This is a genomic window from Bacillus sp. MMSF_3353, from assembly GCF_030733445.1.
Taxonomy (GTDB): domain Bacteria; phylum Bacillota; class Bacilli; order Bacillales; family Bacillaceae_G; genus Bacillus_A; species Bacillus_A wiedmannii.
In genome coordinates, this window is sequence record NZ_JASHJA010000001.1 from 261,423 (window position 1) to 284,177 (window position 22,755).

Consider the following 22,755-nt stretch of genomic DNA (forward strand, 5'->3'; position numbering starts at 1 on the left):
TTAAGAAAAGAAGGGATTTTAATTATGGAAAAAGATGAACGTTTTAAACAGGCCGAGTTTGGTGCTATTGTCGGGATCGTTGGTAATATTATATTAGCGATTGTAAAGGCGGTAATTGGTTATATTGGGAACAGTAAAGCGCTATTAGCGGATGCCGTGCATTCTGCATCAGATGTAATTGGTTCACTAGCTGTATTGTTTGGATTGCGAGCAGCGAAGCAACCGCCCGATGAAGATCACCCGTACGGTCATGGTAAAGCGGAATCGATTTCAGCGATTATTGTTGCAGTATTATTATTTATTGTGGGAATCGAGATAGCGATTTCGTCTATAAAAGCTTTTTCGCAGGAACTAGAACCACCGAAGGGAATTACGATTTTTGCTGTTGTTCTTTCAATTATCGTGAAAGAAGGAATGTTTCAATATAAATTCCGATTAGGGAAGAGGGTAAATAGTGATGCAATTATTGCAAATGCATATGAACATCGTTCGGATGTATTTTCTTCAATTGCAGCTTTAATCGGTATTTGTGCAGCGATTATTGGTGGTAAGCTCGGGTTAGATTGGCTTGTATATGCCGATCCAATTGCAGGATTATTTGTTTCACTTCTTGTTGCAAAAATGGCATGGAGTATTGGGGCAGAAGCAATTCATGCAACGCTTGATCATGTTCTTCATGAGGAAGATGTTGTTTCGCTTAGAGAAGCAGTACTTCAAATAGACGGTGTGAAAAAAATCGGTTCTTTATATGCAAGGGAGCATGGTCATTACGTTATTGTCGATATTAAAGTTTCTGTAGATCCATACATTACTGTAGAAGAAGGGCACCGCATTGGAAAGCATGTGAAAGAAACGCTTATGGAACAAGATAACGTACAAAATGTGTTTGTACATATAAATCCGTATTCTCCAAATTAAACATTATTAACATTTTAGTATATAGATATTGCAGCGTAGTTTGCATTATATTGTCACCCCTTAATCTGTCTTGTATAATGAACAGGTTAAGGGGTGATTTCGTGTTACAACCGAAGACGCGTTGGAAAGAAAAAGAATATAATGACGAGCGAGTGAGTGAATTAGCAAGTAAATTAAAATTATCACCACTTGTCGTTTCGTTATTCCTCGGTAGAGGACTAGATACAGAAGATAAGATTTTAGATTTTTTAAATACAGAAAATCAAGAATTTCATGATCCATTTTTATTAGAAGGAATGGATAGAACGGTAGAACGTGTCAATAAGGCGATTCAAAATGGAGAGCAAATATTAATATTTGGTGACTACGATGCGGACGGAGTAAGTAGTACGACTGTGTTATATCTTGCTTTGCAAGAATTAGGTGCAAATGTAGAATTTTATATCCCAAACCGTTTCACAGAAGGTTATGGACCAAACGAAGAAGCATTTCGTTGGGCGCATAGCGCAGGATTCTCACTAATTATTACTGTCGATACTGGTATCGCAGCAGTACATGAAGCGAAGGTAGCGAAGGAGCTTGGAATAGATCTTATTATTACAGATCACCATGAGCCACCACCAGAATTGCCAGAAGCACTTGCGATTATTCATCCGAAATTAGATGGCGGTGTATATCCGTTTCACTATTTAGCTGGTGTAGGTGTTGCATTTAAAGTTGCGCATGCACTACTGGGTCGTGTACCAGAACATTTATTAGAAATTGCAGTAATTGGTACAGTAGCCGATTTAGTGTCACTTCATGGTGAGAATAGATTGCTAGTGAAGCGCGGTTTAAAACATATGCGCATGACGAAAAATATCGGACTAAAGGCGCTATTTAAAGTTGCTAACGTTTCGCAAAGTGAAATTACAGAAGAGAGCATTGGATTCTCACTCGCACCACGTATTAATGCAGTTGGCCGTTTAGAAGATGCTACGCCGGCTGTACATCTTTTATTATCAGATGATCCAGAAGAAGCAAAAGAGCTAGCTGAAGAAATTGATGAGCTGAACAAACTGCGAAAAGATATTGTAAAGCAAATTACAGAAGAAGCTATCGCTGAAGTGGAAAATAATTTCCCGCCAGAAGACAATAAAGTACTAGTACTGGCAAAAGAAGGCTGGAATCCAGGTGTAATTGGAATTGTCGCATCTAAATTAGTGGAACGTTTTTATCGTCCAACGATTGTATTATGCATTGATCCTGTAAAAGAAACAGCAAAAGGTTCAGCACGTAGTATTGCAGGATTTGATTTGTTTGCAAACTTGTCAGATTGTAGAGAGTTATTGCCACACTTCGGAGGGCATCCGATGGCAGCGGGAATGACGCTACATATGAATGATGTAGATGAATTGCGCCGCCGCTTAAATGAACAAGCAGAGGTAATTTTAACAGAAGAAGATTTTATTCCAATTACAGCTGTTGATGTCTTTTGTAAAGTGGAGGATGTAACACTGGCAGCAATTGAAGACATGCAAAAATTAGCGCCATTTGGTGTTGGAAATCCAAAACCGCGTATTGCAGTGAAGGATGCAGAGTTAGAAAGTATTCGTGCAATCGGATCAGATGGCTCTCATTTGAAAATGGCTCTTCGCGATGGACAAGCGACACTGGATACAATCGGATTTGGATTTGGTGCGTATGCGAAAGAAATTTCTCCAGTTGCAAAGGTATCTGTAATAGGGGAAGCATCTATCAATGAATGGAATAATTTTAAGAAGCCGCAATTAATGGTACAAGATATTGCTGTAGAGGCGTGGCAATTATTTGATTGGCGTAGTATGCGTAACGTAGAAGCGAATGTATCAGAACTTCCGAAAGAAAAAATAACGATGGTGTATTTTTCTGAAGAGGTATTGAATAAATTTTCTTTAGAAGACTTTAAAGAGCATATAATGCATGCATCAGAAGTAACTCATTTAGACGATCAATACATCGTGTTACTTGATTTGCCAAAAGGAACAGATGAATTACGAGATTTATTTAAAGTGGGGTTCCCGTCGCGAATTTATACGCTATTTTATCAAGAGAATAATCATTTATTTAGTACTGTTCCAACGAGGGAACATTTTAAATGGTATTATTCGTTCTTGAGCCAAAAAGCACCATTTTCTTTAAGACAATATGGAGAACAACTATGTCGACATAAAGGTTGGTCAAAAGATACAGTAAATTTCATGACACAGGTGTTTTTTGAGTTAGAATTTGTTACAATAAAAGATGGCGTCATTTTTATGGCAGACAAAAAACAAAAGCGTGATTTAATTGAATCGAACACATATCGTGAGAAAATGAACCACTTACAATTAGAAAAAGAATTGGTTTATAGCACATATCAGCAACTATATACATGGTTTGAAACGATTCGTAATCATAAAGAAGTAGAACAGTTAGGGTAAAGGATTTGTATTTACAAACCTTTTAGATCTGAGGAGGATTCAGAAATATGGATTTCAAGCAACATATCGCAATTGTACCGGATTATCCAAAAGAAGGTATTGTATTTAAAGACATTACACCGTTAATGAACGATGGTAAAGCATACAAAGCAGCAACAGATGCAATCGTTGAGTATGCAAAGAAAAGAGATATTGACGTTGTAGTAGGGCCAGAAGCACGTGGCTTTATTATCGGTTGCCCAGTTTCTTATGCGTTAGAAGTAGGTTTTGCACCAGTTCGTAAATTAGGGAAATTACCACGTGAAGTAATTACAGTTGACTACGGTAAAGAATATGGTAAAGATGTTTTAACAATCCATAAAGATGCAATTAAGCCAGGTCAACGCGTATTAATTACAGATGATCTATTAGCTACAGGTGGAACAATTGAAGCGACAATTAAGCTAGTTGAAGAACTTGGCGGAGTTGTAGCAGGAATTGCATTCTTAGTAGAGCTTACTTACTTAGATGGTCGTAAAATGTTAGATGGTTACGATGTATTAGTATTAGAAAAATACTAATCACTATATAGGTAAAACTACGGTGATAAAAAGTACCCGTGAATCTCTTGGAGAGGAGCGGGTACTTTTGTATAATTGCACAAAAAAATAAGGTGAAATGTCAGTAAAATCTTTTCCTTTTCACAATTCACAATCATTAGGTTATAATGATAGAATATAATTTATTCTACTTAATTAAGATAAAGTCAATTTTCAATAAAAGGTGATTCGATGGCAAATGAGCAGGTACTAACAGCTGAACAGGTACTCGAGAAAGCAAGTCAATATTTAGCAGATGAAGATATTGAGCTAGTGGCACGTGCCTATGAATATGCACGTGATGCGCATAGCGAACAATACAGAAAATCGGGTGAACCGTACATTATTCATCCAATTCAAGTTGCAGGTATTTTAGTTGATTTACACATGGATCCAGCTACAGTATCAGCAGGTTTCTTACATGATGTAGTGGAAGATACAGAAATTACATTAGAAGATATTGAACGGGAATTTAATAAAGAAATTGCTATGCTTGTCGATGGTGTAACAAAGCTCGGAAAGATTAAATATAAATCTCATGAGCAACAACAAGCAGAAAACCATCGCAAAATGTTTATTGCAATGGCTCAAGATATTCGAGTTATTTTAATTAAACTAGCTGATCGTCTTCATAACATGCGTACATTGAAACATTTGCCTCAAGAGAAGCAGCGTCGCATTGCAAATGAAACGTTAGAAATCTTTGCACCTTTAGCACATAGACTCGGAATTAGTACTATTAAATGGGAGCTAGAGGATACGTCACTTCGCTATTTAAATCCACAGCAATACTATCGTATTGTAAATTTAATGAAGCGTAAACGTGCAGAGCGTGAAGAATATTTAGACGAAGTAATGACTGGTATTCGTGAGAAATTAAAAGAAGTTGCAATTCAACCTGAGATTTCTGGAAGACCAAAGCATATTTACAGTATTTATCGTAAAATGGCACTGCAAAATAAACAGTTCAATGAAATTTACGATTTATTAGCTGTACGTGTCGTTGTAAATAGTATTAAAGATTGTTATGCGGTACTTGGAATTATTCATACGTGCTGGAAGCCGATGCCAGGTCGTTTTAAAGATTATATTGCGATGCCGAAAGCAAATCTATATCAATCTCTTCATACGACTGTAATTGGGCCGAAAGGTGATCCGCTTGAAGTGCAAATTCGTACGAAAGAAATGCATGAGATTGCAGAATTCGGGATCGCGGCGCACTGGGCGTATAAAGAAGGAAAAACAGCAGAAACAACAGGTACATTAGAGAAGAAACTTACATGGTTCCGTCAAATATTAGAATGGCAAAGTGAAGCTTCTAATGCAGAAGAGTTTATGGAGTCATTAAAAATTGATTTATTCTCTGACATGGTATTCGTCTTTACACCGAAAGGCGACGTAATGGAATTGCCACTTGGATCTGTTCCGATTGACTTTTCGTATCGTGTCCATTCGGAGATTGGAAATAAAACAATTGGTGCAAAAGTAAACGGCAAAATGGTGACGCTTGATTATAAATTAAAAACTGGTGACATCATTGAAATTTTAACATCGAAACATTCGTATGGGCCAAGTCAAGACTGGGTGAAACTTGCTCAAACATCTCATGCGAAAAACAAAATACGTCAATTCTTTAAGAAGCAACGTAGAGATGAAAATATTGAAAAAGGCCGTGAACTTGTTGAAAAAGAAGTGCGTAGCCTAGAGTATGAGATGAAAGAAGTGTTAGCTCCTGACAATTTAAAACGTGTTGCCGAGAAGTTCAATTTTGCAAATGAAGAAGATATGTTTGCAGCAGTTGGATATAGCGGGATTACAGCGTCGCAAATTGTTACGCGACTAACGGACAAATTCCGTAAGCAACGTGAAGAAGAAGAAATCGTTGAAGTTAAAGAAGTTCGTAAACCGATGAAAATTCGAAAATGGGATTCTGGCGTTAAAGTAAGTGGTGCGGATAATTTATTAATTCGTTTATCAAAATGCTGTAACCCAGTACCAGGTGATGATATCGTTGGGTATATTACGAAAGGCCGAGGTGTATCGATTCACCGCCGTGATTGTGTAAATGTTCATACAGAAGAAGCTATAGAACGTTTATTGGAAGTAGAGTGGGAAGGTAGTCCTGAAAAAGAAATTGAGTATAACGTTGATATTGAAATTTCAGGTTACGATCGCCGTGGCTTATTAAATGAAGTATTACAAGCTGTTACAGAGACGAAAACGTATATTTCGGCAGTTTCTGGTAGAAGTGACCGTAATAAGATGGCGACAATTAATATGTCAATCTCTATTCGTAACTTACAGCACTTGAAAAAAGTAGTAGAACGCATTAAACGTGTTCCAGAAATTTATGCAGTACGACGCATGATGCATTAATAGGGAGTGTAGAAAAGATGAGAGTTGTTTTACAACGATCAAAAGAAGCGTCTGTCACAGTAGACGGTGAGATCGTAGGACAAATTCCGTTCGGTTTAACATTACTAGTTGGCATTACGCATGAAGATACAGAAAAAGATGCAACTTACATTGCAGAAAAAATTGCGAACTTACGTATTTTTGAAGATGAGAGTGGAAAGATGAACCATTCTGTACTTGATGTAGAAGGACAAGTTCTATCAATTTCGCAATTCACATTATACGGAGATTGTCGCAAGGGAAGACGTCCCAACTTTATGGATGCTGCCAAACCTGATTATGCAGAGCGTTTATATGATTTCTTTAATGAGGAAGTTCGTAAGCAAGGATTGCATGTAGAAACAGGGAAGTTCGGAGCAATGATGGATGTTTCTTTAATCAATGATGGTCCGGTGACCTTAATTGTGGATAGTAAATAGTGTTGCTTAAAAAAGAGGGGATTATATAATCCCTTCTTTTTTATACATTGTTGTATGTTTTGTTCATTTATCTCGCTATTTGTGGGAGATCCACTGCCCGTCGAAGCCTGATTAGTGAGGGCTAATAATGAGTGGCGATGGACAAAACCCTTATTCATTAAAGTTTTACTTTATTTGGAATTAATAGCTGTTTCAGTTATGTATAACTCTTTCATCAATATGGAACAATAAAAAGTAAAACATCTATATTGAATGTGAGGGATATACGTATGCGTATGAACGAAAAAGGGCATTCTGTTACAAATGGTGCAAATCAACTGTTTAACGTAAATTTTCATGATTTTATTTCAAAAGAGCAAAACAATACTTCAATGGAACTTGCTTCTGAGTTTGGGATTTCTCTTCAAGATGTAAAGCGTCTAAAGAAGCAGATTGAACGCTCTTAGAGTACTTGACAATCCTACTCAACAAACGTATAGTAATTTTATATTTACATATGAATATAACCGTTGATAGAGAAGAGTAAATGAGACACACATGGAAAGAGAAGAAATGTCTTAGGCTGAAAACATTTCTGCATGATGACTGATTGAATGACACTCTAGAGGTTTCAACTTGAACGGCATATATGCTTAGTAGGGATGAACGCACATTTAAGCGTTATTAAAAAAGTGGAAGCATACGTGCTTCAATTAGGGTGGCACCACGGGTATAATACTCTCGTCCCTACTGTTCAAACAGTAGAGGCGGGAGTTTTTTTATTTTTATTAAGATTAAAACAATTTGAGGAGGAACTGAATATGTCTATTCAAATCCCACGCGGAACGCAAGATATTCTTCCAGGCACTGTTGAGTTATGGCAGTATATCGAAGGGCAAGCACGCGAAATTTGCCGTCGTTACAACTATAAAGAAATTCGTACACCAATTTTTGAACACACTGAGCTATTTTTACGTGGTGTTGGTGATACGACAGATATCGTACAAAAAGAAATGTACTCATTCCAAGATCGTGGAGAGCGCAGTTTAACATTACGTCCAGAAGGTACTGCACCTGTTGTACGTTCTTACGTTGAAAACAAAATGTTCGGTGATGCAACACAACCAACGAAATTATACTATATTGGTCAAATGTTCCGTTACGAAAGACCACAAGCAGGTCGCTATCGTCAATTCGTACAATTCGGTATTGAAGCAATCGGTAGTAACGATCCTGCGATTGATGCAGAAGTAATTGCACTTGCTGTTGAATTTTACCGCGGCATGGGCTTAAAAAATATTAAAGTTGTATTAAACAGCTTAGGTGATGCGGCGAGCCGTCAAGCGCACCGTGATGCGTTAATCGCACACTTCGAGCCACGTATCGGTGAGTTCTGTTCTGACTGCCAATCTCGTTTAGAAAAGAATCCTCTTCGTATTTTAGATTGTAAGAAGGACCGTAACCATGAATTAATGGGAACAGCACCATCTATTACAGAATACTTAAACGAAGATTCAGCAGTATACTACGACAAAGTTCAAGAACTATTAACGATGATGGATGTTCCATTTGAAAAAGATCCGAACTTAGTACGTGGTTTAGACTACTACCAACACACTGTTTTTGAAATTATGAGTGAGGCAGAAGGTTTCGGTGCTATCACTACATTAAGCGGTGGTGGACGTTATAACGGGCTTGTACAAGAAATCGGTGGACCAGAAATGCCAGGTATCGGTTTTGCGATGAGTATCGAACGTTTAATTATGGCGCTAAAAGCTGAAAACATCGAATTACCAATTGAACATAGTATTGATTGCTACGTTGTAGCGCTTGGTGAAAAAGCGAAAGACCATGCTGCGAAAGTTGCGTTTGATCTTCGTAAAGCTGGATTATCAGTTGAAAAAGATTATTTAGACCGTAAAATGAAAGCACAATTTAAATCAGCAGATCGTCTAAAGGCGAAATTTGTAGCTGTATTAGGGGAAGATGAGCTAGATAAAGGCATCATTAACTTAAAAGATATGGCAACAGGGGAACAAGAAGAAGTAGCATTAGATGTATTTGCTTCATACGTAGCAGAGAAATTAATATAGGGGGAACTTACAGTGGCTGAAAGAACACATGCATGTGGAAAAGTAACAGTAGAAGCAGTTGGACAAACAGTTCAATTAAAAGGTTGGGTACAAAAACGCCGTGATTTAGGTGGATTAATCTTTATCGACTTACGTGACCGTACAGGTATCGTGCAAGTTGTATTTAACCCAGAAACATCAAAAGAAGCGTTAGAAATAGCAGAAACTATTCGTAGTGAATACGTATTGCACGTAGAAGGTACAGTTGTTGAGCGTGGTGAAGGCGCAATTAATGACAATATGGCAACGGGTCGTATTGAAGTACAAGCAACGAAAGTAAACGTATTAAATGCAGCAAAAACAACGCCAATCATTATTGCTGATGATACAGATGCATCAGAAGATGTGCGTTTAAAATATCGTTATTTAGACTTACGTCGTCCTGCAATGTTTAACACATTCAAAATGCGTCACGACGTAACGAAAACAATTCGTAACTTCTTAGACACAGAAGAGTTCTTAGAAGTGGAAACACCAATTTTAACGAAGAGTACACCAGAAGGAGCTCGTGACTATTTAGTACCAAGTCGTGTACATGATGGTGAATTCTATGCGTTACCACAGTCTCCACAATTATTTAAACAGCTTCTTATGGTCGGCGGATTTGAGCGTTACTATCAAGTAGCACGTTGTTTCCGTGACGAAGATTTACGTGCAGACCGTCAACCAGAATTCACGCAAATCGATATCGAAGCTTCATTCTTAACACAAGATGAAATTTTAGATATGATGGAGCGCATGATGACGAAAGTTATGAAGGATGCAAAAGGTGTAGAAGTGAGTGCACCATTCCCTCGTATGAAATATGCTGATGCAATGGCTCGTTACGGTTCTGATAAGCCAGATACACGCTTTGAAATGGAATTAACAGACCTATCTGAATTTGCAGTAGGTTGTGGTTTTAAAGTATTTACAAGTGCTGTAGAAAGCGGCGGACAAGTAAAAGCAATTAATGCAAAAGGTGCTGCGAGCAAATACTCTCGTAAAGATATCGATGCATTAACTGAATTCGTAAAAGTATACGGTGCAAAAGGTCTAGCTTGGCTTAAAGTGGAAGAGGACGGCTTAAAAGGACCAATCGCGAAATTCTTCGGTGAAGAAGAAGCAAACGCGTTAATGGCTACATTAGAAGCTACTGCTGGCGACTTATTACTATTCGTAGCAGATAAGAAGAGCGTTGTTGCAGATAGCTTAGGTGCACTTCGTTTACGTCTAGGTAAAGAGCTTGAGTTAATTGACGAAAGTAAATTTAACTTCCTATGGGTAACGGATTGGCCACTTCTTGAGTACGATGAAGATGCAGATCGTTACTTCGCAGCTCACCACCCATTCACAATGCCATTCCGTGAAGATGTTGAGTTATTAGAAACGGCACCAGAAAAAGCACGTGCACAAGCATATGACCTTGTATTAAATGGTTATGAGCTTGGCGGTGGATCACTTCGTATTTACGAGCGTGACGTACAAGAAAAAATGTTCAAAGCACTTGGATTCTCACAAGAAGAAGCACAAGAGCAATTCGGATTCTTATTAGAAGCATTCGAATACGGTACTCCACCACACGGTGGTATCGCATTAGGTTTAGACCGTCTTGTTATGTTACTTGCAGGCCGTACGAACCTTCGTGATACAATTGCATTCCCGAAAACAGCAAGCGCAAGCTGCTTATTAACAGAAGCTCCAAGCCCAGTAGCAGAAGCACAGCTTGAAGAGTTAAACTTAAAATTAAGCTTAAAAGAAGAGAAGTAAGAAAAAAGTCTAGATGGTTATACTATAGCCGTCTAGACTTTTTTTGAGAGGTTGTTTAAAAAGTCCGGTTTAGATAACTGTCGCATCTCATCGTTACGTATGCTAGTCCGGTGCTTGAGTAGTACTCCTACACTGCGCTCCTCCTAGCATACGTGCCTCGATTTGCTCGGTTCTCTAAATCCTCCTTTTTAAACGGATATTTAGGAAAAAATAAAATTCGGTTTACACTATGTTTTTATTCTCGAAATATGTATTTTTAGGAATTCTATAACTTTTTCTATACAAATAGTCGGAAAAACGCTAGAATACATGATAGACCATTTTTGTAATAGGAGTGTAGAGCTGAATGTTACATCAATTTTCACGTAATGAATTAGCCTTCGGTAAAGAAGGACTTGAAATATTAAAAAATAGTACAGTCGGTATTTTAGGAATTGGCGGCGTAGGGTCATTTTCGGCAGAGGCGTTAGCACGTTCTGGCGTAGGACGTCTCGTATTAGTCGATAAAGACGTTGTAGATATTACAAACGTAAACCGTCAAATTCACGCGTTAGTATCTACTGTAGGACGTTCAAAAGTAGAATTAATGAAAGAGCGTATCGCAGACATTAATCCAGAGTGTGAAGTAATTGGACTAGAAATGTTTTATACTGATGAAACATATGAAGAGTTCTTCAAACATGGATTGGATTTCGTAGTAGATGCATCTGATACGATTACGTTCAAAATTCATTTAATTAAACAATGCTTACGTCGAAAAATTAAAATTATCTCATGCATGGGTGCAGCAAATAAAATGGACCCAACTCGTTTCCGTATTGCGGACATCTCTAAAACACATACAGATCCAATTGCGAAAGTAATTCGTACGAAGCTTCGTAAAGATGGTATTAAAAAAGGTGTAAAAGTTGTCTTCTCTGACGAAAACCCAATCGTAATTCGTGAAGAAGTACGTAAAGAAATCGTACCAGACGAAAATGCAAAAATTCGTAAAGCGAAATTACCACCTTCATCAAATGCATTCGTACCATCTGTGGCAGGCCTAATTATGGCAAGTCACGTTGTACGTGAACGTATTAAAAACGTTGAAGTGAAGCGTGTAGGGCAAGAATAAAAAGAAAGCATATATCCGTCTAGGGTATATGCTTTTTCTATTATGTTTTAAAGAATTGCATATATTTGCAATACTAATAATTCGAATGTAAGTAATCCTAATAAAGAATAATCGTATTTATCCGACTTATAGGCGGAAGTCTTTTTTAAACTCTTAATGGTAAAAAGACCTAATATTAGAACGAGAATACCGAGTGTTATTTTGAAGACTATTAATGAAATAGCAACCATCTCCTTTCAAACATATATCTTTATAGTAACATTTAAGTAAGTAATATCCAATTATTCCCTGGTATTTCCTTGTGTGAACTTGAGGTCTATTGTTGTCAATTTTTTCTATAAATCTATATAATTATATTCATAAATATTATTTTTACCGAAGAAAAAAAGATGCCACACAGTCAGAACCCCCGACTAGGTGACATCCTTTTTAATTTTCTGCAGAATAAATAATATCTAAATTTCCATTTTGATCTGTTTTGAAAATTGGAGCGATCTGTTCCTCTTGTTCTTCAACCGAAACGAGTTTTCGAGCACGGTCCATAATTCTAACAAGCATTGCATAATCTTCTTCGATTGCTTGTTGTTTTTTTGAGAGTACCGCTAATTTTGCTTCCAGTTCATGATTCGTTTTTTTCAAAGTCGTGAGCTGAGCTTGTAATACTTCATTTTCAGTTTGTAACTTTGCGAGTGAAGGGTTGGTATGCTCTAAGTTTTGCAAAAACGAGATGACATGTTGCATTGTAAGATCCTGTTTGTTTGGCATAATATCTTCTGAAAACTCGGCATCAATTACGAGTTGTTTCGTTTGCGTGAAATGCTCTTTTTCTATTTTAGCTTCAGAGCGTTTTAATTCTTTACGTTGTTTTTTTGCAAGTTGCACCGCATCTTCGTAATTCGGTCTTACTTCAGCATTCCATCTAAATCCGCAAGCTGCGGAAGTGCGGTTCAATGTATCGCCGACTTCATCGAATGCTTTTATTTGTGTGCTACCGCTGCGAATATGTCGTAAAACAGTTTCTGCTAAAAGGAGATCGTCTTCTTTTGTCCATGCATCTTGACGTGTTTTCATAAGCGAAGCCTCCATAATGGTGACGTTTTCGCTTAGGTTACCCTTTATTTTTCGTTTTATTCGAACTTTGTAATCTTTCATATACAGTAGAAAGTGCTTGCTCAAATTTCCCTGTCGTTTTCGGTTTATAATATTGTTTGTTTTTTATTTTATCAGGTAAGTATTGTTGTTGTACCCATCCATTTGGATGGTCGTGTGGATACAAGTATCCAATGCCTCTTCCAAGTGATTCTGCGCCTTTGTAATGACTATCTTTTAAATGACTTGGAATGTCGCCTGTTTGACCGTTACGTAAATCGTGTAATGCAGTATCAAGTGCTTTGTAAGCTGAGTTTGATTTTGGTGATAAGCAAAGCTCGATAACAGCATTTGCAAGTGGTATGCGTGCCTCCGGGAATCCAACTCGTTCCGCTGATTCTATAGCTGCTAGTGTACGCGGTCCGGCTTGTGGGCTAGCAAGTCCGATATCTTCATATGCCATAATAAGAAGACGTCTACCAATGCTTTGTAAATCACCAGCTTCAATAAGACGTGCTAAATAATGAAGTGCTGCATTTACATCACTTCCGCGCACCGATTTTTGAAATGCCGATAATACGTCATAATGAGCATCTCCACCTTTGTCGTGAACGAAGCTCTTTTTTTGCAAGCATTCTTCTGCAATTTCTAGCGTAATTACCGCAGCTTTTTCGTCCGTTGTAAAGCTAGATAAAACAGCTAGTTCAAGTGCATTATAAGCAGAACGCATATCTCCACCAGATGCATTTGCAAAGTGATGTAATGCTTCCGACGTAACCGTTACATCATATTCCCCAAGACCTTTTTCTTTATCTTCAAGTGCTCGTTTTAAGCCAATTAAAAGATCATCTTCTGTTAATGCGTGTAATTCGAAGATTTGACAACGACTTCGAATAGCAGAATTAATAGCATGGAACGGATTACTCGTTGTTGCACCGATTAAGGTAAGGAGTCCGCTTTCTAAATGAGGTAATAGAAAATCCTGTTTTGCTTTATCTAGACGGTGTACTTCATCTAAAATTAAAACGAGGTGTCGATGCATCTTTGCTTCTTGTACAACAACTTCCATATCTTTTTTATTATGAGTAACAGCGTTTAATAGGCGAAAAGGGGTTCCAGTACTTCCTGCAATTGCGCTCGCAATGGATGTTTTTCCTGTGCCTGGAGGGCCGTATAAAATCATAGATTGAAAATGATTTGCTTGGACCATTCGCCATAAAATTTTTCCTTCACCAACTAAATGTTGTTGTCCGATAATTTCTTGAATATTTGTAGGGCGCATTCGATGTGCGAGTGGCTGTTTCATTTTTACCGTCTCCCTTAATGTATAATCTCTTTCTATCGTATCATTTTTTTTAGTGGAATTTGAAATAGGATGCTGTTTTGTGGGAAAAATGAATATAAATATTTTCATTTTTCTTTCAATTGTAATAATTTCCGAGTTTTTCAATGTGATTTTATGTTATCATTTTGATACACAAGTTGAAATTTCTTATAATACTATATTATGCTATAATTTCATAGGATTTTAAATTGTGTTCTTTTATAAATAAGATATAACCAATAGAAGTGAAAATTTGAAAAGAGGTGCAAAATAGATGAAGATTTCAACGAAAGGCCGCTACGGCTTAACAATTATGATCGATCTTGCAAAAAAGTTTGGTGAAGGTCCAATTTCCTTAAAATCAATTGCGCAGGCACATGATTTATCGGAACATTACTTAGAGCAATTAATTTCACCACTTCGTAACGCTCGTCTAGTAAAGAGTACGCGCGGGGCATATGGCGGATATGTATTGTCTGATCAGCCAGCTAACATTACAGCTGGGGATGTAATCCGTGTATTAGAGGGTCCGATTAGTGTTGTAGAAATGATAGAAGAAGAGGAACCGGCACAACGCCAATTATGGATGCGTGTTCGTGATGCGGTGCAAGAAGTGTTAGATAGTACAACGTTAGAAGATTTAGTACGTTATGAGGAAGAAAATCACGGGGGCTATATGTTTTACATTTAATTCCTTGTGAAACGATTTGGAAAGAAGGAGATTTAATGGAACGCATTTACTTAGATCATGCTGCGACATCTCCGACTCACCCAGAAGTGGTCGAAAAGATGATTCCATATATGACAGAAACATTCGGGAACCCGTCTAGTATTCACTTTTATGGACGTCAAACGCGCCATGCAGTAGATGAGGCGAGACGCGCGGGAGCACGTAGCATTCATGCGAATCCGAATGAAATTATATTTACGAGCGGTGGTACAGAAGCTGATAATTTAGCGCTTATAGGTGTAGCACGTGCGAATCGTCATAAAGGTAACCATATTATAACGACGCGAATTGAACATCATGCAATTTTGCATACGTGTGAATTGTTAGAGCGCGAAGGCTTTGAAGTGACATATTTACCTGTTGATGAAACAGGACGCGTTCAAGTTTCTGACATACAAAATGCATTAACAGAAGAGACGATTCTCGTATCCGTTATGTTTGGGAATAATGAAGTCGGGACGATGCAACCAATCGCGGAAATAGGGAAGTTGCTAAAAGAGCATCAAGCTTATTTTCATACAGATGCGGTACAAGCTTACGGATTAGTAGAAATAGATGTGAAAGAGTTCGGCATTGATTTATTATCGATTTCAGCTCATAAAATTAATGGACCAAAAGGTGTAGGGTTCCTATACGCTGGTGCAAATGTGAAATTTGAACCGTTATTAATAGGCGGGGAGCAAGAAAGAAAACGCCGTGCTGGTACTGAAAATGTACCGAGTATCGTTGGTTTGCAACATGCAATTTTGTTAGCTGAAAAAACTCGTGAGCAAAAAAATGCCCAATATGAAGAGTTTAAAGATATAATGGTATCTGTCTTCAAAAATGAAGACATTACTTTCGAGGTAAACGGAAACTTAGAATATCGCTTACCACATGTGCTTAATATCAGTTTTACAGGAATGAACATTGAACCGTTCCTTGTGAACTTAGATATAGCTGGCATTGCAGTGTCAAGTGGCTCGGCGTGTACAGCTGGTTCGATTGATCCATCACATGTATTAGTAGCGATGTTCGGAAAAGACTCCGATCAAATACGTTCATCCGTACGCTTTAGTTTCGGACTTGGAAATACGAAAGAGCAAATTGAGAAAGCGGCGTACGAAACAGTGAAAATCGTGAAGCGATTAACACAAAATTAGCATGGGAGGTGACATGATGAACAAACTACCTCAAGAAACACGCGTTGTCATTGGGATGTCCGGTGGCGTCGATTCATCTGTAGCAGCTCTTTTATTAAAAGAGCAAGGTTATGATGTAATCGGAATTTTTATGAAAAACTGGGATGATACAGATGAGAATGGTGTCTGCACAGCAACAGAAGATTACAATGATGTAATTGAAGTGTGTAACCAAATTGGCATTCCGTATTATGCAGTAAACTTTGAAAAACAATACTGGGATAAAGTATTTACGTACTTCTTAGATGAGTACCGAGCTGGTCGTACACCAAACCCAGATGTAATGTGTAACAAAGAAATTAAATTTAAAGCATTTTTAGAGCATGCGATTGCGCTTGGTGCTGATTATGTAGCGACAGGTCATTATGCACGCGTTGCTTATATGGACGGCGAATATAAAATGCTTCGCGGCGTTGATGATAATAAAGACCAAACGTATTTCTTGAATCAATTAAGCCAAGAGCAATTATCAAAAACAATGTTCCCATTAGGTGAATTAAAGAAACCGCAAATTCGTGAAATGGCGACAGAAGCTGGTTTAGCGACAGCGGCGAAGAAAGATAGTACTGGTATTTGCTTTATCGGTGAGCGTAACTTTAAAGATTTCTTAAGCAACTATTTACCAGCGCAACCAGGTGTGATGCAAACATTATCTGGTGAAGTGAAAGGGAAGCATGACGGTTTAATGTACTATACAATTGGACAACGTCATGGCCTTGGTATTGGTGGTAACGGTGATCCGTGGTTTGCTGTTGGGAAAAACTTGAAAGAAAACATTTTATATGTTGATCAAGGATTCCATAACGAGCTTCTATATGGTGATGAAGTTATTGCTACGAATATCGGCTGGGTAAGTAATGAAGCGAAAGAAAAAGAATTTAAGTGCACAGCGAAATTCCGTTATCGTCAAGAAGACAATAAAGTAACGGTTCAAATCGTTGATGAAAATACAGTTCGTATTCTTTGTGATGAGCCAATTCGTGCAATTACACCAGGACAAGCAGTTGTTTTCTATGATGGAGATGAGTGCTTAGGCGGTGCTACAATTGATGAAGTATATCGTAGTGGTAAGAAATTGGATTATTTAGGATAAAATGAGAAGCCTCTGCCGATTAGCGGTTAGAGGTTTCTTTTACATAAAGCGAATTTTCGTTCGCTTGGAAAATACATTCTTTGTTATAATTTGTTGTAGAGGTGAAGGACATGTCAAACAAACTTGAAACAGGTATTCAATATATGCAAGAAGGAAACTGGGAAGAAGCTGCTAAAAATTTCACAGAAGCAATCGAAGAAAATCCGAAAGATGCGCTTGGATACATTAATTTTGCGAACTTATTAGATGTACTAGGTGATAGTGAAAGAGCAATTTTATTTTATAAACGTGCATTAGAATTAGATGATAAATCTGCGGCTGCTTATTATGGATTAGGAAATGTATATTACGGTCAAGAGCAATTTGCAGAGGCAAAGGCTGTATTTGAACAAGCGATGCAAGCGGGATTACAATCAGCTGATGTAACATTTATGTTAGGTATTACACATGTGCAGCTTGGAAATGATCGTCTTGCACTTCCATTTTTACAAAGAGCAACAGAATTAGATGAAAACGATGTAGAGGCTGTGTTCCAGTGCGGACTTTGCTTTGCACGTTTAGAACATATTCAAGAGGCGAAACCTTATTTTGAAAAGGTATTAGAAATGGATGAAGAGCATGCAGATGCGTATTATAATTTAGGTGTTGCGTACGTATTTGAAGAAAATAACGAGAAGGCTCTTACTTTATTTAAGAAAGCAACTGAAATTCAGCCAGATCACTTTTTAGCTGGTAATGGTGTTCGTTTATTGGAGCAAGAAGCTGAATAAGATGAAAATATAGTTTAATGGGTAGTTATCCCTCATCTAAATAGGTGGGGGATGTACTGCTCATTAAAGTGAAACGAACCGGAAAGGAGAGGAAAGATGGGAAATCAACATGCAATGGATTTGTTTGAGGAAGATAAAAAGTTTATAAAAGCGCAAGTTCTTCACACCATTTTCCACAACGAAGAAAACCTCTATTCCGTTGTCAGTATGAAAGTCATTGAGACGAATGAAACGTACGACGAAAAAAAAGTGATGATAAACGGTCATTTTCCCCGCATGCATGAAGATGAAGTGTTTACATTGACAGGGCATTTTAAAGACCATCCGAAGTATGGGAAACAATATTTAGTTGAAACATTTAAGAAAGAATTGCCGCAAACAAAAGCTGGTATGGTGCAATATTTAGCGAGTGATTTATTTAAAGGGATAGGAAAGCGTACAGCTGAAAAAATTGTGGATCATCTTGGGGAACATGCCATCTCTAAAATTATGGATGATCCGGATGCGTTAAATGGTGTTGTCAATAAGCAAAAAGCTCAAGAAATATATGAGACAATTGTTGAACATCAAGGACTAGAGAAAGTAATGAGTTTTTTAAATGGTTACGGTTTTGGAACGAAGCTTTCTATTAAGATTTACCAGCAATATAAAGAGATGACATTAGAAGTGATTCGTAATAATCCGTATAAGCTTATTGAAGAAGTGGACGGGATTGGATTTGGAAGAGCGGATGATATAGGACGTGCGTTAGGTATATCGGGTAATCATGATGACCGTGTACGTGCGGGTTGTTTTTATACGTTAGAGAATGTTTCATTGCAACTTGGTCATGTTTATATGGGAAAAAATCAACTTGTAAGAGAAACGATGTCACTTTTAAATAATCAAGAAGGAAGAGTGACCGAGGAAGACATTGTAGCTTGCGTTGAAATGATGCAAAGTGAAGGGAAAGTTATCATAGAAGAAGAACGAGTGTATTTAGCGTCGTTATTCTACTCAGAAAAAGGTGTTGTAAAGTCTATTCGCAGGCTTATGAATCAGGAGGAAACACCTTCATTTCCTGAAGCAGAAGTGTTAAAGACGTTAGGTCAAATTGAAGAACAACTGAATGTACAGTATGCACCGTTTCAACAAGAAGCGATTCAAACGGCACTTCATAAACCGATGATGTTATTGACAGGTGGACCAGGAACAGGGAAAACAACAGTTATTAAAGGAATTGTTGAAATGTATGCGTCACTTCACGGGCTATCGTTAAATCCGAATGAATACAGTGACGATAATCCATTTCCGATATTATTAACGGCCCCAACAGGAAGAGCAGCGAAGCGAATGAGTGAATCAACGGGGCTTCCAGCTTGTACAATTCACCGTTTACTTGGCTGGACCCCAGAAGGGTCTTTCCAGCGTAATGAAACGGATCCGGTACAAGGGAAATTGCTTATTATTGATGAATTTTCAATGGTTGATATTTGGCTTGCAAATCAGCTGTTTAAATCATTGCCGACTAACATTCAAGTTATCGTTGTAGGTGATGAAGATCAATTACCATCTGTAGGACCTGGACAAGTGTTGAAAGATTTATTGAATGCAGGTGCAGTTCCAACAGTGAAGCTTACTGAAATTTATCGTCAAGCGGAAGGCTCATCTGTTATTCAACTCGCCCATGCGATAAAAAATGGAACGCTTCCACCAGATTTAGCGCAAAATCAAAAAGATCGTTCATTTATCGGCTGTACAGGAGCTCAAATTGTTGAGGTTGTTAAGAAGGTTTGTGAAAATGCTAAGACAAAAGGGTTTAGCGCAAGAGATGTACAAGTACTGGCCCCGATGTATCGTGGCCCTGCCGGTATTAATGTACTAAACGAAGCGTTGCAAGAAGTGTTTAATCCGAAAAGGGAAAAGAGTAAAGAAATTGCTTACGGTGATGTTGTATACCGAAGAGGCGATAAAGTACTGCAACTCGTTAATCAACCGGAGAGCCAAGTGTTTAATGGTGATATCGGAGAAATTGTTTCGGTGTTTTATGCGAAAGAGAACGTTGAACAACAAGATATGATTATCGTTTCATTTGATGGAATTGAGGTAACGTATACAAAGCCAGACTTAAATCAAATTACACATGCCTATTGCTGTTCGATTCATAAATCGCAAGGTAGTGAGTTTCCGATTGTGATTATGCCGATAGTGAAAAGTTACAATCGTATGTTACGTCGTAATTTAATTTACACTGGTATTACAAGAAGTAAAAAGTTCCTCATTATTTGCGGGGAGGAAGCAGCTTTCCAATCTGGTGTAAATCGCCTTGATGATGCAATGCGTCAAACGACTTTAGCGAATCGTTTGCAAGAATCACAAGGAGAAGTACAGATGGTAACAGTTAATGGCGAAGAAATGGACGTGGAAAACATTTCACCGTATGATTTCATGTAACAAGGTGAAATTATATAGTGAAACTTTCAAACGTATAACGTTGAAAGGCTCCAGCAATGTATAAATGAATGCGGTTTGGACATAATGGCGAATAGAATCTGGGAGACTGTAAGGAGATGAAAGCCATATGTTCATTTGTCCAAATTGCAAAGGGAAAGACATTGGAAAAATAGGTGTCAACCAATTTTATTGCTGGAATTGTTATATCGAATTATCGGTTTCAAAAGGGAAAATCCATACGCATCAAGTAGAGGAAGATGGTTCATTAAGCTCTCTTGATGATTTATTTGATGAGAACGAAAGAACGATCGGATAACGAAAAGGGGGATTTACTTTGAATCTACGCAATTCATTAATCGCATTAGGTGTTGGAGCGGCAGCATATCAATATGCTCGCAAGCAAGATGTATTTTCAAAACGCAATATGAAAAAAGCACGTAAGATGATTAAATCTTATTTATAAGCGCAAAAAACTCCCTTCATGATAAGGGAGTTTTTTTATGCACTTGTATGTAAATATAAAAGTCCAATTTCAGAGAAGAGATACGATAGGCCGTAACATCCAACGCCAAGCATTCCGTAATGAAATAACTGCGTCGCCCTTTCTTTTCGCGAGGAACGAATAAAGAAACCTTTCCAAATCCCAAACCCGATACAAACCCATTCAAGAATCATAAAAAGTGCTGATAATACGAGCATAAATAAAACCATTATTAGCCCTCCTGATTATATTGTTTCATGCTGCATTCTCAGGGGTGGTTGTCCTTGTTATGTTATGTATATGTATGTCTTTACAAAACAGTATGGTCTGCACGAAAAGATTTTAAAACTTTTGCACATAACCTACCCTGTTTATTTTCAAAATAAAGGTGGAGGAGGTTTTTCGTGTGAAGAATCTTAAAATCATTTGGATATATCGTTTAGGGTTATTGTTACTAGTATTTCTTTGTTTGCTTGTCTTTTTAAAAATTAAGCCGCTATGGGCACCGATTATTTTTGTATTTAAAGTGGCAATTACACCGTTTCTTATTGCATGCTTTATTGCGTATTTATTGCATCCTTTAATTGAAAAAATTCATAAAGAAGGGATGCCACGTACACTTGCTATCTTGCTTATTTACATCCTTTTCTTTGGCGGAATTGGTTATGGGATTTATAAAGGAACGCCAGTTGTTATTAAACAGTTACAAGAGATTAATGAACAATTTCCGCAGTTTACAAAAATGTATGATTCTTGGATGGATGGCGTCACAGAACAAACAGCAAATTTCCCATCATTTATTCATGAAAAGGTGAAACAAATTTTTGTTGGTGTAGAAACGAAGATACAATCACTTTTAAATAAAGTGATGAGTACGGCTCGTGGCGTACTGGATTCGTTGCTTATTATTTTCTTAATACCGTTCATTGTATTTTACATATTAAAAGATTACGGTGAATTTTATCACATCTTTTGGAAACTAGTCCCAAGTAAGTGGCGTAGTACAGGGCAAATGCTGGCGAAAGAAATTGATAAGTCACTCGGAAGTTATATTCGAGGACAGTTATTTGTTTGCTTAGTATTAGGGGGAGTATCTGTTCTTTCCTTTTGGTTTATCGGTATGAAATATCCACTATTACTCGGCATTATTATTGGGGTAACGGATATAATCCCGTACTTCGGTCCTATTTTAGGGGCGATTCCGACATTGATGATTGCGGCAACGGTATCAACGAGTTTACTCATTAAGGCGGGAATTACGATTGCTATTTTGCAGTTTTTGGAAAGTAACATTTTATCACCTTACATCGTTGGTAAGTCACTTCGTATGCATCCTGTTATTATTATGCTTGCATTACTAGTTGGAGGAGAGATAGCTGGGATTGTAGGATTACTAATATCAGTTCCAATTTTAGCGGTTATTCGTACAGTGATTGTTCATGTAAGACCTCTTTGGAAAAAAGAAGATGTGTAATATGAAAGCCCTCTACTTATAAAAGTAGAGGGCTTTCATTATTTAGAGAGTTGCTCGTGTATTTGTTGAACGAGAGAGCTTACATCATTTGTTTGAATATGCTTTATTTTTTTCCATTCATTATCGTACATAAATATAATTTGATTGCTGAAAAGCCGCTTTTGCTCTTTTAGATTAGAAATGTTTGCAAAAGAGTACTCTTCAAATATTGGGTTCTTACTTACATCTGGTCCATAAAAGAAGAGCCGTTTGTTCGTTAAAATTAACAGTCCTGGTCTTGCAACGGAACGATAAATAAATATATCTAATGAACATGCAGTGTAAAATAATATCGTTTCGTCAGTCGTTAATATGTTTTTAGCCTTGTTCAATAAAGTTGTCATTTTGCTCACTCCTTTATTATTGATAATTTAATTATAACAAAAAAATAATATT

At 37.5% G+C, this 22,755-nt stretch carries 21 protein-coding genes and 1 other annotated feature; of the genes, 17 read left to right on the forward strand and 4 right to left on the reverse strand.

Annotation, left to right across the window (positions count from 1 at the left end):
* Positions 1 to 24 precede the first annotated feature (24 nt).
* The 9 genes from RBB48_RS01375 to RBB48_RS01415 all read left to right on the forward strand — a co-directional run bounded on the left by RBB48_RS01375 (position 25) and on the right by RBB48_RS01415 (position 11,745).
* Positions 25 to 918 carry a cation diffusion facilitator family transporter gene (locus RBB48_RS01375; RefSeq protein ID WP_306007333.1) on the forward strand — a complete coding sequence of 298 codons (894 nt, stop codon included), beginning with the start codon at positions 25 to 27 and terminating at the stop codon, positions 916 to 918.
* A gap of 101 nt (positions 919 to 1,019) precedes the next feature.
* Complete coding sequence (gene recJ, locus RBB48_RS01380) at positions 1,020 to 3,359, forward strand: single-stranded-DNA-specific exonuclease RecJ (RefSeq protein WP_098117638.1); 2,340 nt, start codon at positions 1,020 to 1,022, stop codon at positions 3,357 to 3,359.
* A gap of 47 nt (positions 3,360 to 3,406) precedes the next feature.
* On the forward strand, positions 3,407 to 3,919 hold the full coding sequence (locus RBB48_RS01385) for an adenine phosphoribosyltransferase (RefSeq protein WP_000346221.1): 513 nt from the start codon (positions 3,407 to 3,409) through the stop codon (positions 3,917 to 3,919).
* A gap of 210 nt (positions 3,920 to 4,129) precedes the next feature.
* Positions 4,130 to 6,313 (forward strand): GTP diphosphokinase, encoded by a 2,184-nt coding sequence (gene relA, locus RBB48_RS01390; RefSeq protein WP_306007334.1) that lies wholly within the window; start codon positions 4,130 to 4,132, stop codon positions 6,311 to 6,313.
* 17 nt (positions 6,314 to 6,330) lie between these two features.
* The gene (locus tag RBB48_RS01395) at positions 6,331 to 6,771 is read left to right on the forward strand and encodes a D-tyrosyl-tRNA(Tyr) deacylase (protein WP_001266955.1); all 441 of its coding nucleotides are present in this window, start codon (positions 6,331 to 6,333) and stop codon (positions 6,769 to 6,771) included.
* Between the two features lie 269 nt (positions 6,772 to 7,040).
* Complete coding sequence (locus RBB48_RS01400) at positions 7,041 to 7,217, forward strand: hypothetical protein (protein WP_001242605.1); 177 nt, start codon at positions 7,041 to 7,043, stop codon at positions 7,215 to 7,217.
* 54 nt (positions 7,218 to 7,271) lie between these two features.
* Positions 7,272 to 7,502: a binding site (T-box leader), on the forward strand.
* Positions 7,503 to 7,571: 69 nt separating this feature from the next.
* The gene (hisS, locus tag RBB48_RS01405; RefSeq protein ID WP_033656406.1) at positions 7,572 to 8,843 is read left to right on the forward strand and encodes a histidine--tRNA ligase; all 1,272 of its coding nucleotides are present in this window, start codon (positions 7,572 to 7,574) and stop codon (positions 8,841 to 8,843) included.
* Between the two features lie 12 nt (positions 8,844 to 8,855).
* Complete coding sequence (gene aspS / locus RBB48_RS01410; RefSeq protein ID WP_046958824.1) at positions 8,856 to 10,631, forward strand: aspartate--tRNA ligase; 1,776 nt, start codon at positions 8,856 to 8,858, stop codon at positions 10,629 to 10,631.
* 346 nt (positions 10,632 to 10,977) lie between these two features.
* Complete coding sequence (locus tag RBB48_RS01415) at positions 10,978 to 11,745, forward strand: tRNA threonylcarbamoyladenosine dehydratase (protein ID WP_000903181.1); 768 nt, start codon at positions 10,978 to 10,980, stop codon at positions 11,743 to 11,745.
* 429 nt (positions 11,746 to 12,174) lie between these two features.
* Here the strand turns inward: RBB48_RS01415 and RBB48_RS01420 are convergent, their stop codons facing one another.
* Together RBB48_RS01420 and RBB48_RS01425 are read right to left on the reverse strand one after the other, a co-directional pair.
* Complete coding sequence (locus tag RBB48_RS01420; protein ID WP_048541421.1) at positions 12,175 to 12,816, reverse strand: RsfA family transcriptional regulator; 642 nt, start codon at positions 12,814 to 12,816, stop codon at positions 12,175 to 12,177.
* A gap of 37 nt (positions 12,817 to 12,853) precedes the next feature.
* A complete protein-coding gene (locus RBB48_RS01425) occupies positions 12,854 to 14,140 on the reverse strand; it encodes a replication-associated recombination protein A (protein WP_098133953.1) in 1,287 nt (428 codons plus the stop codon).
* A gap of 292 nt (positions 14,141 to 14,432) precedes the next feature.
* Here RBB48_RS01425 and cymR point away from each other — a divergent pair, with 292 nt between their 5' ends.
* The 7 genes from cymR to RBB48_RS01460 all read left to right on the forward strand — a co-directional run bounded on the left by cymR (position 14,433) and on the right by RBB48_RS01460 (position 20,828).
* Entirely contained in the window at positions 14,433 to 14,849 is a 417-nt protein-coding gene (gene cymR / locus RBB48_RS01430) for a cysteine metabolism transcriptional regulator CymR (protein ID WP_000704116.1), read from the forward strand.
* 35 nt (positions 14,850 to 14,884) lie between these two features.
* Entirely contained in the window at positions 14,885 to 16,030 is a 1,146-nt protein-coding gene (locus RBB48_RS01435) for a cysteine desulfurase family protein (RefSeq protein WP_000439914.1), read from the forward strand.
* 16 nt (positions 16,031 to 16,046) lie between these two features.
* The gene (gene mnmA / locus RBB48_RS01440; RefSeq protein WP_001038022.1) at positions 16,047 to 17,162 is read left to right on the forward strand and encodes a tRNA 2-thiouridine(34) synthase MnmA; all 1,116 of its coding nucleotides are present in this window, start codon (positions 16,047 to 16,049) and stop codon (positions 17,160 to 17,162) included.
* A 110-nt stretch (positions 17,163 to 17,272) separates the two neighbouring features.
* The gene (locus RBB48_RS01445; protein WP_000066396.1) at positions 17,273 to 17,932 is read left to right on the forward strand and encodes a tetratricopeptide repeat protein; all 660 of its coding nucleotides are present in this window, start codon (positions 17,273 to 17,275) and stop codon (positions 17,930 to 17,932) included.
* Positions 17,933 to 18,028: 96 nt separating this feature from the next.
* Entirely contained in the window at positions 18,029 to 20,365 is a 2,337-nt protein-coding gene (gene recD2, locus RBB48_RS01450; protein WP_046958828.1) for an SF1B family DNA helicase RecD2, read from the forward strand.
* Positions 20,366 to 20,492: 127 nt separating this feature from the next.
* Positions 20,493 to 20,681, forward strand: coding sequence for a hypothetical protein (locus RBB48_RS01455; RefSeq protein WP_000469281.1), 189 nt, complete (start codon positions 20,493 to 20,495; stop codon positions 20,679 to 20,681).
* Positions 20,682 to 20,699: 18 nt separating this feature from the next.
* Positions 20,700 to 20,828, forward strand: coding sequence for a YrzQ family protein (locus RBB48_RS01460; RefSeq protein WP_001053553.1), 129 nt, complete (start codon positions 20,700 to 20,702; stop codon positions 20,826 to 20,828).
* Positions 20,829 to 20,863: 35 nt separating this feature from the next.
* On the opposite strand, the gene RBB48_RS01465 is transcribed toward RBB48_RS01460, so the two are convergent.
* Positions 20,864 to 21,076: a hypothetical protein gene (locus RBB48_RS01465; protein WP_088093514.1), complete on the reverse strand. Its 213-nt coding sequence runs from the start codon at positions 21,074 to 21,076 to the stop codon at positions 20,864 to 20,866.
* Positions 21,077 to 21,252: 176 nt separating this feature from the next.
* Here RBB48_RS01465 and RBB48_RS01470 point away from each other — a divergent pair, with 176 nt between their 5' ends.
* On the forward strand, positions 21,253 to 22,320 hold the full coding sequence (locus RBB48_RS01470; protein WP_048541428.1) for an AI-2E family transporter: 1,068 nt from the start codon (positions 21,253 to 21,255) through the stop codon (positions 22,318 to 22,320).
* A 38-nt stretch (positions 22,321 to 22,358) separates the two neighbouring features.
* Here the strand turns inward: RBB48_RS01470 and RBB48_RS01475 are convergent, their stop codons facing one another.
* Positions 22,359 to 22,703, reverse strand: a complete 345-nt coding sequence (locus tag RBB48_RS01475) for a PH domain-containing protein (protein WP_060488234.1) — start codon at positions 22,701 to 22,703, stop codon at positions 22,359 to 22,361.
* Positions 22,704 to 22,755 lie beyond the last annotated feature (52 nt).

Coding starts and splice junctions, on each gene's coding strand:
- relA (WP_306007334.1), top strand. CDS start 4,130: ATGGCAAATGAGCAGGTACTAACAGCTGAACAGGTACTCGAGAAAGCA.
- RBB48_RS01435 (WP_000439914.1), top strand. CDS start 14,885: ATGGAACGCATTTACTTAGATCATGCTGCGACATCTCCGACTCACCCA.
- RBB48_RS01475 (WP_060488234.1), bottom strand. CDS start 22,703: ATGACAACTTTATTGAACAAGGCTAAAAACATATTAACGACTGACGAA.
- RBB48_RS01455 (WP_000469281.1), top strand. CDS start 20,493: ATGTTCATTTGTCCAAATTGCAAAGGGAAAGACATTGGAAAAATAGGT.
- cymR (WP_000704116.1), top strand. CDS start 14,433: ATGAAGATTTCAACGAAAGGCCGCTACGGCTTAACAATTATGATCGAT.
- RBB48_RS01425 (WP_098133953.1), bottom strand. CDS start 14,140: ATGAAACAGCCACTCGCACATCGAATGCGCCCTACAAATATTCAAGAA.
- mnmA (WP_001038022.1), top strand. CDS start 16,047: ATGAACAAACTACCTCAAGAAACACGCGTTGTCATTGGGATGTCCGGT.
- RBB48_RS01465 (WP_088093514.1), bottom strand. CDS start 21,076: ATGGTTTTATTTATGCTCGTATTATCAGCACTTTTTATGATTCTTGAA.
- hisS (WP_033656406.1), top strand. CDS start 7,572: ATGTCTATTCAAATCCCACGCGGAACGCAAGATATTCTTCCAGGCACT.
- RBB48_RS01395 (WP_001266955.1), top strand. CDS start 6,331: ATGAGAGTTGTTTTACAACGATCAAAAGAAGCGTCTGTCACAGTAGAC.
- RBB48_RS01375 (WP_306007333.1), top strand. CDS start 25: ATGGAAAAAGATGAACGTTTTAAACAGGCCGAGTTTGGTGCTATTGTC.
- recD2 (WP_046958828.1), top strand. CDS start 18,029: ATGGGAAATCAACATGCAATGGATTTGTTTGAGGAAGATAAAAAGTTT.
- RBB48_RS01415 (WP_000903181.1), top strand. CDS start 10,978: ATGTTACATCAATTTTCACGTAATGAATTAGCCTTCGGTAAAGAAGGA.
- RBB48_RS01400 (WP_001242605.1), top strand. CDS start 7,041: ATGCGTATGAACGAAAAAGGGCATTCTGTTACAAATGGTGCAAATCAA.
- RBB48_RS01445 (WP_000066396.1), top strand. CDS start 17,273: ATGTCAAACAAACTTGAAACAGGTATTCAATATATGCAAGAAGGAAAC.
- RBB48_RS01420 (WP_048541421.1), bottom strand. CDS start 12,816: ATGAAAACACGTCAAGATGCATGGACAAAAGAAGACGATCTCCTTTTA.
- RBB48_RS01385 (WP_000346221.1), top strand. CDS start 3,407: ATGGATTTCAAGCAACATATCGCAATTGTACCGGATTATCCAAAAGAA.